This is a genomic window from Formosa agariphila KMM 3901, assembly GCF_000723205.1.
Taxonomy (GTDB): Bacteria; Bacteroidota; Bacteroidia; order Flavobacteriales; family Flavobacteriaceae; genus Formosa; species Formosa agariphila.
In genome coordinates, this window is record NZ_HG315671.1 from 770,526 (window position 1) to 787,334 (window position 16,809).

Annotated in this window: 15 protein-coding genes; 8 read left to right on the forward strand and 7 right to left on the reverse strand. The window is 33.4% G+C overall.

All coding sequences use genetic code 11. From position 1 onward, the window contains the following. Window positions 1–174: 174 nt before the first annotated feature. Together BN863_RS03345 and BN863_RS03350 are read left to right on the forward strand one after the other, a co-directional pair. Window positions 175–1,389 (forward strand): metallophosphoesterase, encoded by a 1,215-nt coding sequence (locus BN863_RS03345; RefSeq protein ID WP_038527550.1) that lies wholly within the window; start codon window positions 175–177, stop codon window positions 1,387–1,389. 72 nt (window positions 1,390–1,461) lie between these two features. After that, window positions 1,462–1,863: an arsenate reductase gene (locus BN863_RS03350; protein ID WP_038533071.1), complete on the forward strand. Its 402-nt coding sequence runs from the start codon at window positions 1,462–1,464 to the stop codon at window positions 1,861–1,863. A 92-nt stretch (window positions 1,864–1,955) separates the two neighbouring features. Here the strand turns inward: BN863_RS03350 and BN863_RS03355 are convergent, their stop codons facing one another. From BN863_RS03355 to BN863_RS03390, 7 genes are all read right to left on the reverse strand, one after another. Then, entirely contained in the window at window positions 1,956–2,354 is a 399-nt protein-coding gene (locus BN863_RS03355; protein WP_038527552.1) for a hypothetical protein, read from the reverse strand. Between the two features lie 718 nt (window positions 2,355–3,072). Next, window positions 3,073–3,504, reverse strand: a complete 432-nt coding sequence (locus BN863_RS18360) for a hypothetical protein (protein WP_038527554.1) — start codon at window positions 3,502–3,504, stop codon at window positions 3,073–3,075. Window positions 3,505–3,508: 4 nt separating this feature from the next. Continuing rightward, window positions 3,509–3,913 carry a hypothetical protein gene (locus tag BN863_RS03365; protein WP_038527556.1) on the reverse strand — a complete coding sequence of 135 codons (405 nt, stop codon included), beginning with the start codon at window positions 3,911–3,913 and terminating at the stop codon, window positions 3,509–3,511. A 1,251-nt stretch (window positions 3,914–5,164) separates the two neighbouring features. After that, on the reverse strand, window positions 5,165–5,860 hold the full coding sequence (gene deoD, locus BN863_RS03375; RefSeq protein WP_038527560.1) for a purine-nucleoside phosphorylase: 696 nt from the start codon (window positions 5,858–5,860) through the stop codon (window positions 5,165–5,167). 39 nt (window positions 5,861–5,899) lie between these two features. After that, on the reverse strand, window positions 5,900–6,556 hold the full coding sequence (gene deoC, locus BN863_RS03380) for a deoxyribose-phosphate aldolase (RefSeq protein WP_038533073.1): 657 nt from the start codon (window positions 6,554–6,556) through the stop codon (window positions 5,900–5,902). Between the two features lie 319 nt (window positions 6,557–6,875). After that, entirely contained in the window at window positions 6,876–7,718 is an 843-nt protein-coding gene (locus BN863_RS03385) for a VOC family protein (protein ID WP_038527562.1), read from the reverse strand. A 50-nt stretch (window positions 7,719–7,768) separates the two neighbouring features. After that, complete coding sequence (locus BN863_RS03390; protein ID WP_038527564.1) at window positions 7,769–8,446, reverse strand: YiiX/YebB-like N1pC/P60 family cysteine hydrolase; 678 nt, start codon at window positions 8,444–8,446, stop codon at window positions 7,769–7,771. Window positions 8,447–8,550: 104 nt separating this feature from the next. On the opposite strand from BN863_RS03390, the gene BN863_RS03395 reads away from it, so the two are divergent. The 6 genes from BN863_RS03395 (at window position 8,551) to BN863_RS03420 (ending at window position 16,741) form a co-directional block, all read left to right on the forward strand. After that, window positions 8,551–9,066 (forward strand): adenine phosphoribosyltransferase, encoded by a 516-nt coding sequence (locus BN863_RS03395; protein ID WP_038527566.1) that lies wholly within the window; start codon window positions 8,551–8,553, stop codon window positions 9,064–9,066. 202 nt (window positions 9,067–9,268) lie between these two features. Continuing rightward, complete coding sequence (locus BN863_RS03400) at window positions 9,269–10,282, forward strand: HAD family hydrolase (RefSeq protein ID WP_038527568.1); 1,014 nt, start codon at window positions 9,269–9,271, stop codon at window positions 10,280–10,282. Window positions 10,283–10,563: 281 nt separating this feature from the next. Beyond that, window positions 10,564–11,436, forward strand: a complete 873-nt coding sequence (locus tag BN863_RS03405) for a PAS domain S-box protein (RefSeq protein WP_038527570.1) — start codon at window positions 10,564–10,566, stop codon at window positions 11,434–11,436. A gap of 113 nt (window positions 11,437–11,549) precedes the next feature. After that, window positions 11,550–13,067 carry an arylsulfatase gene (locus BN863_RS03410; RefSeq protein WP_038527572.1) on the forward strand — a complete coding sequence of 506 codons (1,518 nt, stop codon included), beginning with the start codon at window positions 11,550–11,552 and terminating at the stop codon, window positions 13,065–13,067. Window positions 13,068–13,309: 242 nt separating this feature from the next. After that, the gene (locus tag BN863_RS03415) at window positions 13,310–14,920 is read left to right on the forward strand and encodes an arylsulfatase (protein ID WP_038527574.1); all 1,611 of its coding nucleotides are present in this window, start codon (window positions 13,310–13,312) and stop codon (window positions 14,918–14,920) included. 282 nt (window positions 14,921–15,202) lie between these two features. Next, window positions 15,203–16,741 carry an arylsulfatase gene (locus BN863_RS03420; RefSeq protein ID WP_051774929.1) on the forward strand — a complete coding sequence of 513 codons (1,539 nt, stop codon included), beginning with the start codon at window positions 15,203–15,205 and terminating at the stop codon, window positions 16,739–16,741. Window positions 16,742–16,809: the final 68 nt, after the last annotated feature.

A 16,809-nucleotide genomic window follows, 5' to 3' on the forward strand; every position in this document is an offset into this window, starting at 1 on the left:
AAAAACAAAAACTAAGTATTTTTACGTAGTTTTTGTTTTTCGGTCTTTTTTCTGACGATAATTTAATGAAGTGGGCATTTTAATAAAAAACGTGTTTTCGAATTACAATAAGATTGGAATGAGTTAACTTGTTAGCACTCGAGCCTATACTTTTAATCTTTTAAAGTTTGATTTATGAAATCGTATCCGTTGTCGGTAATTATTTTGCTTTGTTTGGCTATTTTACTTGTAGATGCTGTTTCATTTTATTGGTTGCAATCGGTGTTACAATGGGTGACTGTAGATTTTTATAAGCATCTCATTAACGGTTTGTTTGTGTTTTTTTCAATCGGATTGGTAACCGCCATTTTGGTTTTAAAAGTACGTTTAGATCATATCGATGTAAAACGCAAACAGGTGCTTATCTCATCGTTATACGGATTGACAGTGTCATCGTTTATTCCTAAATTTATTTTTGTGGTTTTTATAACGATACTGAGTTTAACAAATAAGATGTTTTCTGTAACCGAATCGTTGTGGATAATTCCCGTTTTTGGAGTTGTTGCTGGTATTTTGCCGTTTCTAGCTATAGTGTATGCCGTTTTTAAAGCGGTGTATTATTTTAAAACGTATCACATTACTGTACATCATGACGATTTACCAAACGCTTTTGACGGATTACGTGTTGTACATATTTCAGATTTGCATTTAGGAAGTCTTAATTATCGCTATAAAGTATTAGACCGCGCCATACAAATTATTAATAACTTAAAACCCGATGTGGTTTGCTTTACTGGCGATTTAGTTAATAATTACGCATGGGAATTAAACGGTTGGGAGAATTGTTTTTTGAAGTTGTCTCCAGACATTAAAAAATATGCGGTTTTAGGAAATCACGATTATGGCGATTATAGTTCTTGGCATTCTGAAGAAGATAAACAAAAGAACTTCGAAACGTTGAAGCAGTTTTACGATAAAATCCAGTTTAAATTACTGATGAATGAATGGGATGTAATTATTAAAAACAATGAGAAATTACATGTCGTAGGTGTCGAGAATTGGGGCATTCCACCATTTAAACAATATGGCGATTTAAAACAGAGTATAGACGGTTTACAGGCATCAGATTTTAAAATTTTAATGTCTCACGATCCCACCCATTGGAGTGAAGAAGTTGTGGCAGATACCAATATAGCGCTAACACTTGCAGGACATACACACGGCATGCAAGCAGGACTTCGAATTAAAAATAAAACCTGGAGTCCTATAAAATATAAATATAAACATTGGGCTGGATTGTATAAAGAAACCAATCAGTATTTATATGTAAATCGCGGATTGGGCTGGTTAGGGTTTCCTGGACGATTAGGAATGCGGCCTGAAATTACATTACTGACCTTAAAAAAATAAGATGGACGAGATGCCGTCTATAGAAATTGAAAAAGAATATAAAAATATAAAAAAACAAAAATTATGGATATTATGGGAGTTTTAGCAGAAGATAATAAACAGTTGACCTTAATATATAATTCAGAAACGTCTGTAGGGAAACAAACCTTGGCTTATGCTAATGCATCAGACAAGAAGTTACTGTCTATAGATATTTCTAAAACTAAGGTTACGGGAACACAATGGGCAGAAATTGCTTCTAATTTAGGAGTGAACATTGGAGATTTAGTCGATGAAGATCATCCGAATTTTGTTAAGAATTTTGGAGATAAAGGTGCGATGCTTAGCTCCGAAGATTGGATTAAGATACTACAACATCAACCAGAAGTTTTAAAAGGATGTATTGTTATTAATGGAAAAAATCGATTAGTAATTACAAATCCGTCTGATTTAGTAAAACACTTAGGAATTGAAGGTGAAGACATTCCTGAATAATGTTAGAGAAGCAAATAGTATAACCTATAATTAAAGCGAAAAGAGCACACGGTCTACCAGATAGGTTTAGGTAAACCGTGTGTCGCTAAATTTTAAGCCGATTTCAGCTGCAATCCGTCTAAAAACAAATTCAACATAGCAAGGTCGTTGTCGTTAATATATTCAGGGTTTATTTTAAGTTCCTTGTCTTTTGATTTTAAAATGTAGTTAGTTGGGAGCTTTTTAACTTCTATGATGTCGCTAATATCCATGTGTTTTGGAAATGGTGCGTATCTAGAAATAACCTGTTCTGTAATGGTTATATAGGTCAGTTTATGTTCTAAAAAATAAAGTCCTATTTGCAGTATAGCTAGTATAAACCAAGCATAGTCACTCCATCTTAAATTGTAATTTTCATTAAATATGAAGTTTGATAAGGGTAATAACAGCCAAACAAAACCATAAATAAGATTTCTATAATGTTTCTTTTTCTTGTAAATTTTTTGAATCATTTTATGATTTTTTGAGTTTAGATTGTTTGTTTATAATGTAATAGTTTCTGTATACACGACATAAATTTAAAAATAAATACAAATTTAAAAATGTGATTACAGCATTGGATTTTTGAAATAAACTGACTTTGAAAACATCTGTAAGAGAAATTATAAGAAGTAGCGAACCAACGAGCCAAACAGCAGTAAGAAGAATAACTTGTTTTTGGGTTGGATATTTTACCCAAGTATATAATTTAGAAAACATAGTATTAAGTTTTATAATGCACAATTTACATTATTCTATCCATTAATAATAAGTGAGTCTAAATAATGAGATATTTTATGCTTTCTATGATTTAAATTGAAGATTTACGCTTATCTTAAAGTAATTTCTACCATATATTTAAAAGTCATTTTTCATTCTTAGCTATGGTTGCGCACTATTAACCCAAGCATCCAATATAGTAAGAACAGTTAAGGTGTTTGCTTTGAGGTTCACTACTTAGGTGTATTTCCTTTTTTTAATAATTTAGAATAGTATTCCTTGTTTAGACTTTTTTTATTATAAATTCACTCACTTTAAATTTTTCTGAATTCTATCGAATATTACTGCGATTAATACGGTCCACAATAATCTGTAGATTCAGATATTAAAAGCAACTTTTTTATATGATTTTAATTACAGCTATTATTCTGTCTCTTTCTATTGTTTTCTTTACTAGCATTAGTAGGTTTCTTAATAGAAAGTGCTGTTTTCTACTATGCGATTTGTATTTATAATATCGAATATTTTTTTCGAATCTGAAGGTTCAATATCTTTTAAATCGAATGTAGAGTCTTTTTTATTATGTCTTGAAATTTTTAATGTATTGTCTGTTAGCTCGACATCACTTATGTGGTTAAAAGAAATACTCGTACTCTTAAAGAAAGCATTTAGTTTTATAACAATTCCTTTTTTGTTCCATTGTACGGCGTTTTTAAACCAAAATAACTGGCCATTTACTACAATCATTAGAAACATTCCTGTTATATAGATGTATTTATAAATTTTAGGATTTTCTAGATGGAAAGGTTTAAATATGCTAATAACCATAGCTATAATAAGAACTATAAGTAATATAATTTGTAATGGATTTTTATCTATGCGAATAAAGTGTATGCGTTTCATGATTTTAAGCTAGGTTCGTTTGAGGGTGAAGTTCTTCTATAACAGACTTTAGTTTAGAGAAGTCGGATTCGGTAATTAACTCTAAGTCAATTGTCATTTTTTTTGAAGGCGAATCAATAGTGTATATTCCTCCAGAATGTTTTATTTTAATGATATCTTTAAAAGCTATACGTTTTGGAAACGGAGTGTATTGGCATATAACGTCGTTATCGATTGTTATATAAGGTTTAAAACGCTCAAAATAGTACAGTGTAAAATATAAAACAGATAAAAAGAGCCAGCCGTAGTCAAGTAAGTCTAAGGAGTTCGTTTCTGAAAACAGGAGTTTAGCTATCACGAAAAGTGCCCAAATAATCGCCATAATTAAGTTTCTGTTTGGTCGCTTTTTTTTATTGTTTATTATAATCATTTGGTCTTGAATTAGTAATTATTTAGAATGTTTAAAATAATTTTTATAGACTTGAAATAATTTTGAAAACGATAATATAATTAAAAATAAGATTGCAATATTCTCCTTTTGAATGATATTTTCTTTAAAATTACCGGTAACAGAAAACACAAGTAGTAATACTCCAAATAGCCAAATTAAAGTAAATAATATGACTTGCTTTTTAGTGGGGGCTTTTATCCATTTATTTAGTTTAGTAACCACAGACTCTACTTTTATACACACTAATTTACAAAATAATTATAAAAGTGAAAGGAGTGGTTTTTAATAAATCGAATAAAATACAGTTGTTTTTGTCTTGTTCGTTATAAGTCTCTCGTTACTATATGTCTAAATTCAGATTTAATTGTGCTTTGGTTAAGAAATTTAAATAGGGTGTAGGCAAGACTACAATCGGGGTTGTACCTGCTTTTTACCACAGTACATTGTTGGTAGTAGTTATTTGCCAGTCATTATCTTTTCAGTTGTTTTACCGCTTAAATAAGTGTTAAATAATTGAGAAAGTTCATTCATAGTTAGTTCCAAACTCGGAACAGCGTCAATATATAATTTTCTAATTTCACAGCTTTTCTTATAAAAAGTTTGATAGTCATAAAGTACTTTTTGACCACTATCAATGTAAAACTGTCCAATGATGTATTCAAATCTATAACGTCCATCTTTAAATTCAATATTTCTACTGTTGTCTTTGCTTATAACAGCTCCTAATAAGTTTTGATTTTCTAAAAGTAAAAAGCAAGAATTTTCATATATTTTTTTTCATATAAATATTTATTAGCTATTAATAATTTCTTTAATCAGGAGAAATAACCAAACTATTAAAAGTATCCAACCTAGACCTCCTGCTTTACCTCCTAAAAGTTCTAAAGGCCATAAGGGAACTCTTATAAAACGAAAATTATATATATGATTATTGCTGTTGTTAACATTTTTTATTTTTTAGTTTGTTGCTCAAATTACTGCCAACTCCTATTACTCCAAACAAACCTAAGTCTATCCCAGTAAAGAAGCGCTTATTAAAATTAATCCACCTAAAATACCAAAAATCAACCAAATCCCTTTACGGATAACCATAATCGTGAGAATTATTTAAAAACAGTGTGTAGGCTGATTGCAATCGGATAATTACAGACTTAATGGTTAAGGTGTGAAGAAAATTTTAAGATAAGCGGACTTATAGTTAATTACACAAAAGCACTGGGTTAGGCTGTTTTAAGCCAAGCCTAAAGCAATCTCTATCATCTCTTTAAATGTGGTTTCGCGTTCTTTAGCTGTGGTACGCTCGCCAGTAACTAAAGAATCTGAAATGGTAAGTATGGCTAAAGCGTTAACGTTATGTTTTGCGGCTACGGTGTATAGGCCTGCGGCTTCCATTTCTACGCATAACACACCAAAGTCTGCCCATTTTTTATACGATTCGAAGTCGTCTGCATAAAACTCGTCGCTAGAGAATACATTTCCTGCTTTAATTGCAATGTGTTTGGCGTTGGCAGTGGTTACTGCTTTCTGAAACAACTCGAAGCTTGCCGTAGGGGCATAATCGGCGCCATTAAATCGGGTTTTGTTGATTCCAGAAGACGAGGCTGCCATGGCAATAACGGTATCACGAATCTTAACATCTTCCTGATACGAGCCAGCACTACCCACACGAATTAAATTTTGAACACCAAAATCTGTAATGAGTTCGGTTGCATAAATAGAGATGCTTGGAATTCCCATGCCTGTGCCCATTACCGAAATACGTTTGCCGTTATACGTTCCGGTGTATCCAAACATATTTCTAACCGTGTTAAAACAGACTGCATCTTTTAAGTAATGTTCCGAAATCCATTTGGCACGTAGTGGATCTCCTGGTAATAGAATGGTTTCGGCAATAGCTCCTTTTTCTGCTTCAATATGTAAACTCATGGTAATAAAATTTAATTAAGAAATCGCTTTAGAGGAGAATTATTGTGCGTTATAGGCTTCAACAATAGCAACTCCAGAAGATGTCCCAATACGATCGGCACCAGCTTCAATAAACTGTAAAGCCGTTTCTAAATCGCGAATACCTCCAGAAGCTTTTACTTTGGCTTTGCCTGCGGCGGTTTTTTTCATTAGTGCAACAGCTTCAAGCGTGGCACCGCTAGACGAAAATCCTGTCGAGGTTTTTATGAAATCTGCATTGGCAGCTATGCTCAGTGTACACGCTTTTATAATTTGGGCATCGGTTAACTCGCTAATTTCAAATATCACTTTTAAACTGGCTGTATCGCCACAAGCTGCTTTTACTTGTTTAATGTCTTCAAAAACCAAATCGAAATCATTGCTTTTTAGCATACCAATATTTAGCACCATATCAATTTCTTCAGCGCCTTGTTCTACAGCCATTTTAGTTTCAAAAACTTTGGTTTGGGTGGTAACTGCACCTAAAGGAAAACCTATGGTTGCACACACTTTTATATCGGTTCCTTTTAATAATTGTTTTACAAATGACACATAAAAACTATTCACACAAACAGCATAAAACTTATAGGTTAAAGCGTCCTCACATAGTGTTTTAATGTCTTGATCTGTAGCCGAAGATTTTAAAAGGGTGTGGTCTATATATTTTGCAATATCCATGTTCATTGTATTTAGAGTTGTGTCTAGTAAAAATACAACGAACAAAAGGGTTCTGAAACTATTTCCTGAATTAAATGTATTATTAGCCTGTATTTTTAGTTCTAAAAAGAAGGAATGGACATTGTGCTATTCATGAGGAAAAGTCTTAGACGTTTTAAGTGTATGTATTATGGAATCAGTCTTTCTTAAGTTCTGGAAAACGGATTCAATTATGAGTTGAGCCGAACGTCATATTAATAATTAGGAGGTCTGTTTAAATTACGTTGCAATCAGTAAGAAGTAAGGAATGTCAGTTTAAGATTGATGTATTGGTGTAACACTAAGCCTTTAAAAGGGTTTCAATGTCTAACTTTTTCATCTTTAAAAACGCCTCCATAACTTTTGGTGCACGATTAGCATCAGATAGTAGTGATTCTAATACGGTTGGAACAATTTGCCAAGACACACCATATTTATCTTTTACCCAACCACATTGGCTTTCTTGTCCGCCGTCGCTCGTAAGCTGTTCCCAAAGTGTGTTAATTTCTTCTTGAGAGTCGCAATACATTGTAAAAGACACGCCTTCATTTAAATTAAATTCGTGTGGAATAGGACTACTCATTATGTTAAATATATTGGTGTTTAATTTAAACTGGGTAAAACGTGTGGTGTCTGCTTTAACATTTGGCGTGGAGTTGCCATAAGGCATTTTTAGCAAAGCCATGGATTTAGGAAATAGAGATTGGTAGAACGTAGAGGCTTCGTCTAACTTGTCATACTTATCTTCTGTAAATAATAAAGATGGCACTATGGTTTGTGGCGCATTTATGGGGTCGATATCTAATTGCCAAGACACACCAAATTTATCTTTAACCCAAGCATATTTTTTACACCAAGGGTATTCCTGTAAAGGCATTAAAATGGTGCCGCCTTCTACCAATGCGGTGTAAATACGTTCAATTTCGGCGTTACATCCGCAATACACAAAAAAAGAAGTCGCTTCGTTTATAGTAAATTCAGGTCCGCCATTTAATGCTGTAAAACGTTTCCCGTTAATTTTAAAATGTAGGAGCATGTCGTTTTCAGAACAAATTTCTGAATCGTTAAAAACGGAGCAATAAAATGTAGCCGCAGCTTTTGCATTTGTATTAAACCATAAACACGGTACAATTTCAGTTTGCATAATTTTTAAATTAAAGTTGACTGTTATAACGTTTTAGAACACCTACTAAATTAAGGTTCTCTTTTACTAGGTTGACCATAGAGATGAACAATATCTAGGTAAGGAGATTGAGACATGCCTCCAGGATTAATACCAGGCTTGCCTTCTGGTACGGGTGTATTTAAGTTGTAAAAATACGTATCCCATATGGCGAAGGTTTCATTGGTATCTGGAGCAATATATGTCATTGGGGCAACTTCAAAAATCGAAGTGCCATTATTAGCGGCTTTATAGGCAAAGTAAATCAGTTCAGAGCAATAATAACTGTCGTTTTCAAAATCGAAGACTGCATCGTATTTGGCATCCATCTTAGATTTTATAAAAGTAATTGCGTCTGGTGTTAAGTGATTGAATTCATGTTTTAAACGTCCAACGGCTACTTTCGGATTATGATCTTTATTGAGGCTACGCTTTAAAAATGATTTTAACGGCGTTAAAATTACACCTTCAGAAACCGCTTCCATAACCTGAAGTTCCCCCGCTTCGTTTTTCATAACTAAACCCACATGCGAAAAATTGTAATGATCAACGCCTTCTGTTACCGCTTCAATAGCCTCGCAAAACGGACCGCAATCTACATCTTGAAATAAAAAATCGCCTTCTAATAGTTCGAATTCTGGTGTACTGTCGCAATTGTAAAAAAGTAAAGCGCTTAGTAATAGGGTTATAATGTGGTAGTTAGTTCTCATGATTTTTGCAGTAGGATAACACAAAAGTAAGGAACAATTTCTATTTATAAGAATCGGATTACTGTTCTGTATTAAAAATCCATCTCTTTTTTTATCTTAGTAAAATGAAATCAATAGAACCTTTTATAAGAGATATTAACGATTTTCCGAAACCAGGAATCGTTTTTAAAGATTTAACGCCTTTATTAAATAGTCCAGAAGGTACAGATTTGTGTTTGCAAGAATTGTTGAAGCAAATTGATGGTGCTAAAGTAGATAAAGTTGTGGGCATGGAAGCACGAGGTTTTTTCTTTGGGACCTTAATAGCAAAAGCTTTAGGTGTTGGATTTATTCCTGTAAGAAAACCTGGAAAATTACCTTATAACACCATTTCTGAAACCTATGCCTTAGAATATGGTAGCGATGTTTTAGAAATTCATGAAGATGCTATTTCACCTGGAGACCGTGTGTTAATTCACGACGATGTCTTGGCAACCGGTGGCACAGCTGCTGCGGTTTGTAAACTGGTAGAACGTTTAGGTGGTAAAATTGTACAATGTAACTTTATTATGGAATTAGAATTTTTAAGGGGATCCGAAAAGTTAAAACCTAACCATGTGGCTTCCGTTTTAAAATACTAAGAGTTTTTTTATTCAGGGTTTAATAGCGTTTTCTTAATTTATTTTCAGCATAATACAGTGTATTGCGCTTAGAATATTTAAGAAAAATTAGGTTGCCACTGTGATTTCTTTCCTTAAAAGTGAATTTTCAATCTATTTGAAATATTAAAAAACACTATTTTTACAACCAACTATTAAATTATTAATCAATAAACCATACGTTATGAAAACAAATATTAACACGTTATTTGTGCTTTGCTTTTTTGTGTTTTTTATTAAAGTGAGCCCCGTATTTGCGCAGTCGGCGTCGAATACTTCAACTTCAGAGATTTTAAAGTCTTGGAATAATACAGCTAATAAACAAGCAATTATTGCTTATGTTAGTGATGTTACCAATCCTAAAAGTTCAAATTTTATACCCGTTGCAGATCGTATTGCTACATTCGATAATGATGGAACATTATGGAGTGAACAGCCTGCTTATTTTCAGTTTTTCTTTGCTATAGATCGTGTTAAAAAAATGGCTAAAGATCATCCAGAATGGAAAACAGAACAGCCATTTAAAGCTGTTTTAGAAAATGATATGGAAGCCTTAAAAGCTTCTGGAATGGAAGGTCTTATAAAACTTGTAATGACTACTCATGCAGGAATGACTAGTACAGACTTCGAAAAAATGGTTAAAGAATGGAGTAAAACAGCAGTGCATCCTACTAAAAAAGTGCCTTTTACAGATATGATTTTTCAACCCATGTTAGAGTTGTTAACTTACTTAAGAGCTAATGAGTTTAAAACTTATATAGTATCTGGTGGAGGTATCGAATTTATGCGTGCTTTCTTAACCGATGTTTATGGTATTCCTACAGAGCAAATTATAGGAAGTACTGTTAAAACTAAATTTGAAATTGTAGATGGCGTACCTGTTATAAACCGTTTAGCAGAATTAGATCATAACGACGATAAAGGAGGGAAGCCAGAAAGTATCAATAAATATATTGGTAAAAAACCAGTGTTTGCTGCAGGAAATTCTGATGGTGATTTAGCAATGTTGCAATACACCGATTCTAATACCTATAAGTCATTTCAGTTATATATTCACCATACCGATGCAGCTCGCGAATGGGCTTACGACAGAACATCTTCTATTGGTAAATTTGATAAAGGTTTAGACGAAGCTATAGCTAAGAAATGGACTGTAGTAAGTATGAAAACAGATTGGAGTGCAATCTATCCAAGATAGTTACATTCAATACTATATTGTACACAAGAAGATGATATAATTAAATTTATATCATCTTTTTTTTTGTTGGTTTTATAGCTGTTTATATATTTAGAATATGAAGTATAAGTTTTAATAATTATAGATACATTAGAGTTTTAGAACTTAAAAGAGATTATTTTAGTGATATCGCTATTGAGTGTCTTCTAAAATAAATGTTTAGATAATTAGAAATATAGGTGTTTAAAGTACAATCTCCCTCCCTTTAAGCCGTTTAGTAATTACATAAAAAGTAAAGCATAATGAATGACGTTTTAGTGAATAACATGGATTTATTTGTTAAACATGATTTTTTTAGTAAAAAGTTAATAGACAATATTCCTGGTATTTTTTATGTCTATAAACAAGTGGGGCAAAAGTTTTTGTTATTTGCTTTTAATAAACAACATGAAAAGATAACAGGATTCGATGCCGAAGAGGCTCTCAATAAAGAACCTTACTTTTTTGTTCAAGATAAAGACCATGAGGCTATTACAGAAGCATTAGAATTTATTCAGATTCGTAACCATGTTAAACAAGTCTATGGCAGTATCGTTACAAAAGAAGGAGATGTTATACCACACGTGTTTGAAGGCTATCGTTTTGAATACAAATCTGAAATGTATTTTATGGGCTTAGGGACAGATATTAGCGATTTATCTAAAGCGCACGAAGATTTAAAAAGAGAACGTTTAGAGCGTGGACGAAAAGAAAAAGAATTACTAACATTAACTTTAAAAGACAAACAAAAAGAAGCTGTCTTGACTTCAATTTCTAAAAAATTAGATGCTTTAAAACAAAACGCGAAAGATAAAGACGTGCTAAAAGCTGTTTCAAAGTTGTCTGAAGAAATTAATAGTACCTTCATATTCTCTGAAGACAATTGGCAAAAATTCGAGTTTTTATTCAATAATCTTCATGAAACATTTTATGAAAATTTGTTAGGAAAGCATCCAGATCTTACCAAATCTGAACAAAATTATTGTGGACTAATTAAATTAAAAATGAGTACAGAGCAAATATGTACAACGTTAAACATATCTAAGGAAGGATTGAAGAAGAAAAAATATCGCCTAAAGCAAAAAATGAATTTAGATAAAGCCTTACGATTAGAATGTTACATCGGAAAATTTTAATGTCCACTAAATGTCCATTTATTTTATCTTATAATATATTAGCTTTACGGTATTAAGTGAAAATCATTTTCGTCTATTATGATTAAATCTTTTTTTAACTAAAAAACTTTTACATGAAAAAAATTGGAATTTTATCCGTACTACTAGCGTGCGGTATTTCATTAAGTGCTTTTGCACAAAAGAAACCCAATATTGTAGTATTTTGGGGTGACGATGTAGGTATGTGGAATATTAGCGCATATCACAACGGAATGATGGGTGGAACAACACCTAACATTGATCGTATTGCAAATGAAGGTGCATTATTCACCGATCATTACGCGCAACAATCTTGTACGGCTGGTCGTGCGTCTTTTATTTTAGGACAACACCCGTTTAGAACAGGATTACTTACTATTGGTATGCCAGGTTCTGATCATGGTATTAATGCAGCAGATCCAACTATTGCTGAGTTATTAAAGCCACTAGGATACTCAAGTGGGCAGTTTGGAAAGAATCACTTAGGGGATCAAGACAAGCACTTACCTACTAACCATGGTTTTGATGAATTTTTTGGTAACCTTTATCACTTAAATGCTGAAGAAGAGCCAGAAACAGAATTCTATCCGAAAGATCCTGAATTCCGTAAAAAATACGGACCAAGAGGAGTACTTAAATCTACTGCCGATGGTAAAGTAGAAGATACGGGGCCATTAACGGTTAAGCGTATGGAAACTGCAGATTCTGAGTTTATTGGAGCTGCTTTAAAATTCATCGAAAAGAATGCAAAAGCTAATAAGCCGTTCTTTGCATGGATTAACTCTACACGTACACACGTATGGACACATTTATCTGACAAATATTTACACAAATCTGGTTACGGTTTATATGCTGATGCTATGATGGAATTAGATGATGGTGTAGGTATGGTATTAGATAAATTAGACGAATTAGGTATAGAAGACAACACTATTGTTGTATTCTCTACAGATAACGGTGCTGAGAAGTTTACATTCCCTGACGGTGGAACCATTCCATTTAGAGGAGAAAAAGGAACAACTTGGGAAGGTGGATTTAGAGTACCTGCTATGGTAAAATGGCCAGGTCACATTAAGCCAGGAACTGTTATTAACGATATCTTTTCTCAGGAAGACTGGATGCCTACGTTATTAGCAGCAGCAGGAAACCCTAATGTAAAAGAAGAATTATTAAAAGGTAAATCTTACTCTGGTAAAACGTTTAAAGCGCACTTAGATGGTTACAACCAATTACCATTATTAACAGGTGAACTTAAAAAAGGTGAAGGTTTAAGACATGAGATCTTTTATTTTGATGCTGCAGGTAACTTAAACGCATTACGTTACGACGATTGGAAATTACACTTCTCTATTATGGAAGGGTCTATTAACGAAGCATACAGAAAATCTCCATCTTGGCCAATTATCTTAAACTTAAGAAACGATCCGTTTGAAGTATCTATGGACGCAGCGTTATACATAAGAAATTATGCAGACCAAATGTGGATGATGGTACCAGCGCAAAACTATGTTGGTAAATTCTTAAGCACATTTAAAGAATTCCCATCAAGAAAAGGTAGCTCTTTAAGTGTAGATCAAGTTTTAGAAACGTTAAAAACGCCTTCTAGAAATTAGATTTATTTTTTTTAAATATATTAAACTGATACAATTGAAAAATTGTATCAGTTTTTTTTTGTTTACGTATTGGATAAAATGGACTTTAATTTAAAGTGAATTTTGTATTACCCATAGGGTTGTAACAGTGTTTTTTTCGAAATTGTAATAAAATTTTTATAAAAAAATTGTAACTTCCATTCGGTATGGTGTAATATTTAGGTTACACCCTATATTAATTATTAACTAACATTTAAATTTTTATGAAAAAAATTAATCTTTTCGCGGTGTTATTACTTGCTGTAGTATCCGTAGCATCTGCGCAGAAAAAACCCAACATTGTCGTGATTTGGGGAGATGACATCGGAATGTGGAATGTAGGTGCCTACACCCACGGTATGATGGGAAGAACGCCAAACATTGATGGGATAGCAAAAGAAGGTATGCTATTTACAGACCATTATGGGCAACCAAGTTGTACAGCTGGTCGAGCTGCATTTATTATGGGGAAAATGCCAATTCGTACAGGAATGACAACCATTGGTATTCCTGGTTCTGCACAAGGAATTCAGAAAGTAGACCCAACATTAGCCGAAGTTTTAAAAACGCAAGGCTATTCAACTGCTCAATTTGGTAAAAACCATTTAGGAGATAGAAATGAATTTTTACCAACAAATCATGGTTTCGATGAGTGGTTCGGTAACCTATATCACTTAAATGCAGAAGAAGAGCCAGAAGAATTAGATTATCCAGGGCAAAAAGATCCAAGTTATAAAGAAAAATATGGGCCAAGAGGAGTGTTACACACTTGGGCAACAGATAAGGACGATCCAACTGTAGATCCTAAATTTGGTAAAGTAGGGAAACAACGTATAGAAGATACAGGGCCATTAACTAAAAAGAGAATGGAAACTATTGATTCTGAAGTTACAGATTATGCTTTAGAATATTTAGATCGTGTTGGTAAGGGGGATAAGCCATTCTTTATGTGGTACAATACAACGGCGATTCATATTTGGTCTCATAGTACTAATAAATACATTCAAGCTGCTGTAGATGAAGGTCGTGCAGAAGAAGATTTAGTGCGTGCAAGAATGATTGAACATGATGAGTTAGTAGGTAAAATCTTAACTAAACTTGATGATTTAGGTGTTGCTGATAATACAATTGTTATATACAGTACAGATAATGGAAACGAATTGATGTACTGGCCTGATGGTGGCTATGCGCCATTCCGTGGAGAAAAAGGAACCACTTGGGAAGGTGGACTTAGAGTACCAATGTTAGTAAAATGGCCAGGACATATTCCTGCGGGGTCATCTTCCAATGGTATTCAAAGTCATGAAGACCTTTATGTTACTTTAGCTGCGGCTGCTGGATTACCTAACTTAAAAGAAGATTTCTTAAAAGGTAAAAAAGTAGGGAATATTTCAGTTAAAACACACTTAGATGGTTACAACAACTTAGCATTATGGACAGGAGAAACTGATAAATCTGCGAGACGTGAAATGTTTTACTACGACGAATCAGATCTTATGGCCGTTCGTGTAGATGGATGGAAAATGCATATTGGTGTGAAACATGGAGGAAATTGGTTTGACGAAAAATCGTATCCTAGTATACCATATATTATAAACTTATTAATGGACCCTATGGAGAAAATGACTCCAGATTCTGAAGAATGGGGTTATGCAGGGCGTAAATTTGTTGCTCAAAAATTATGGGCACCAACAGCTGCTGTACCATATTTAAAAGCACATTTAAAGTCGCTTGCTGATTTCCCACCATCTCAAGGTGGAGAATCTCTTAGTATGGAAAAATCTATTAAAAGAGCAATGACTATGTTAGAAAATCCTAAGGCAGGTAATAACTAATAATACGTAGTTTGTAATATAAAAAGACTTATACTACTTTTTATATATTACTGATTATCTAAAATCTCCGAAAGCTTTTGCTTTCGGAGATTTTTTATTTACACTGATATGTATGATTCGAAAAGTGTAAAAATAATATTATCAGACTATTATGATTTAAAAAATAGCACAATAGGCTTTTAAAAAATTATAATTTAATTATATTTATCTAATCAATATTTTTTTTAAATAATGTCTATTACATCTTGACGTTATTTTATGTTTAACCAAATAATTTTTTTTATGAAAAAAAGTAAACTATTTACACTGTTGCTTGCTGCGGGGATAGCCTCTTCCGCATTTGCACAGAAAAAGCCAAACATCTTAGTCTTATGGGGCGATGATATTGGGCAATCTAACATTAGCGCCTATACTATGGGGTTAGTAGGGTATCGTACACCAAACATCGACCGTATTGCAGATGAAGGAATGATTTTTACCGATTATTATTCAGAGCAAAGCTGTACTGCTGGACGTTCAACATTTATCTTGGGGCAAAGTGTTTTGCGAACAGGATTAAGTAAAGTGGGTATGCCAGGTGCTGCTCAAGGGATTTCAGAAAAGGACCCTACTATTGCCGAGTTGTTAAAACCTATGGGCTATGTTACTGGACAATTTGGTAAAAACCATTTAGGAGACCGTGACGAAATGTTACCAACCAACCATGGTTTTGATGAGTTTTTTGGAAACTTATATCACTTAAATGCTGAAGAAGAACCAGAATTAAGAGATTATCCAGACCCTAAAAAGTTCCCTAATTTCGCTAAGAAGTTCGGACCAAGAGGTGTAATACATTCTACTGCCGATGGTAAAATTGAAGATACAGGACCCTTAACTAAAAAGCGTATGGAAACTATAGATGATGAGTCATCTGATGCAGCTATAGCATTCATTAAAAAATCTGTAGCTTCTGGAAAACCATTTTTTGTATGGTGGAATGGTACGCGTATGCATTTTAGAACGCATGTGAAACCAGAATTAACAGGTATTTCTGGACAAAATGAATACGGAGACGGAATGGTAGAACACGACATGCATATCGGGAAATTCTTGAAAGTTATAGACGAACTAGGTATTGCAGATAATACAATTGTACACTATGGTACAGATAATGGACCTCATAAAAACACTTGGCCAGATGCTGGAGTTAATCCGTTTAGAGGAGAGAAAAACACCAACTGGGAAGGTGGTTGGAGAACCCCTGCAATGGTGCGTTGGCCTGGTAAAATTAAAGCAGGTTCTGTGTCTAACGAAATCATGTCTGGTTTAGATTGGATGCCAACTTATGTGGCAGCTGCAGGAGATCCAAAAGTGAAAGAAAAATTATTAACAGGACATAAAGCAAACGGAAAAACATTTAAAGTACATTTAGATGGATATAACTTCTTACCATATTTAACTGGTGAAGTAGAAAATGGTCCGCGTGAAGAATTGTTCTATTTCTCTGATGATGGTGAATTAATGGCATTGCGTTTCCACGATTGGAAAGTAACATTTATGCATCAAGATTCTGAAGGAACTTTAGATACTTGGTCTAAGCCAATGGTTACAACAAGAATTCCTTGGATTTATAATTTAAGAAGAGATCCTTACGAATTTGCTACCACAACGTCTAATACGTATTGGGACTGGTATTTAGATCACGTATTCTTATTATTACCAGCATCAGAATATGTAGGTAAATTTATTTCTACGTTCGAGCAATACCCACCACGTATGAAAGCTGCAAGTTTTAATTTAGGAGATACTATGGATGCTTTAACAGAAGCAGGTAAGAAATAAACTATTTTTTTACTTCATTAAAATATTTATAGATTAATTTAAAACCGATATACTTCTTAGAAGTATAT

Coding starts and splice junctions, on each gene's coding strand:
- BN863_RS03345 (WP_038527550.1), top strand. CDS start 175: ATGAAATCGTATCCGTTGTCGGTAATTATTTTGCTTTGTTTGGCTATT.
- BN863_RS03350 (WP_038533071.1), top strand. CDS start 1,462: ATGGGAGTTTTAGCAGAAGATAATAAACAGTTGACCTTAATATATAAT.
- BN863_RS03355 (WP_038527552.1), bottom strand. CDS start 2,354: ATGATTCAAAAAATTTACAAGAAAAAGAAACATTATAGAAATCTTATT.
- BN863_RS18360 (WP_038527554.1), bottom strand. CDS start 3,504: ATGAAACGCATACACTTTATTCGCATAGATAAAAATCCATTACAAATT.
- BN863_RS03365 (WP_038527556.1), bottom strand. CDS start 3,913: ATGATTATAATAAACAATAAAAAAAAGCGACCAAACAGAAACTTAATT.
- deoD (WP_038527560.1), bottom strand. CDS start 5,860: ATGAGTTTACATATTGAAGCAGAAAAAGGAGCTATTGCCGAAACCATT.
- deoC (WP_038533073.1), bottom strand. CDS start 6,556: ATGGATATTGCAAAATATATAGACCACACCCTTTTAAAATCTTCGGCT.
- BN863_RS03385 (WP_038527562.1), bottom strand. CDS start 7,718: ATGCAAACTGAAATTGTACCGTGTTTATGGTTTAATACAAATGCAAAA.
- BN863_RS03390 (WP_038527564.1), bottom strand. CDS start 8,446: ATGAGAACTAACTACCACATTATAACCCTATTACTAAGCGCTTTACTT.
- BN863_RS03395 (WP_038527566.1), top strand. CDS start 8,551: ATGAAATCAATAGAACCTTTTATAAGAGATATTAACGATTTTCCGAAA.
- BN863_RS03400 (WP_038527568.1), top strand. CDS start 9,269: ATGAAAACAAATATTAACACGTTATTTGTGCTTTGCTTTTTTGTGTTT.
- BN863_RS03405 (WP_038527570.1), top strand. CDS start 10,564: ATGAATGACGTTTTAGTGAATAACATGGATTTATTTGTTAAACATGAT.
- BN863_RS03410 (WP_038527572.1), top strand. CDS start 11,550: ATGAAAAAAATTGGAATTTTATCCGTACTACTAGCGTGCGGTATTTCA.
- BN863_RS03415 (WP_038527574.1), top strand. CDS start 13,310: ATGAAAAAAATTAATCTTTTCGCGGTGTTATTACTTGCTGTAGTATCC.
- BN863_RS03420 (WP_051774929.1), top strand. CDS start 15,203: ATGAAAAAAAGTAAACTATTTACACTGTTGCTTGCTGCGGGGATAGCC.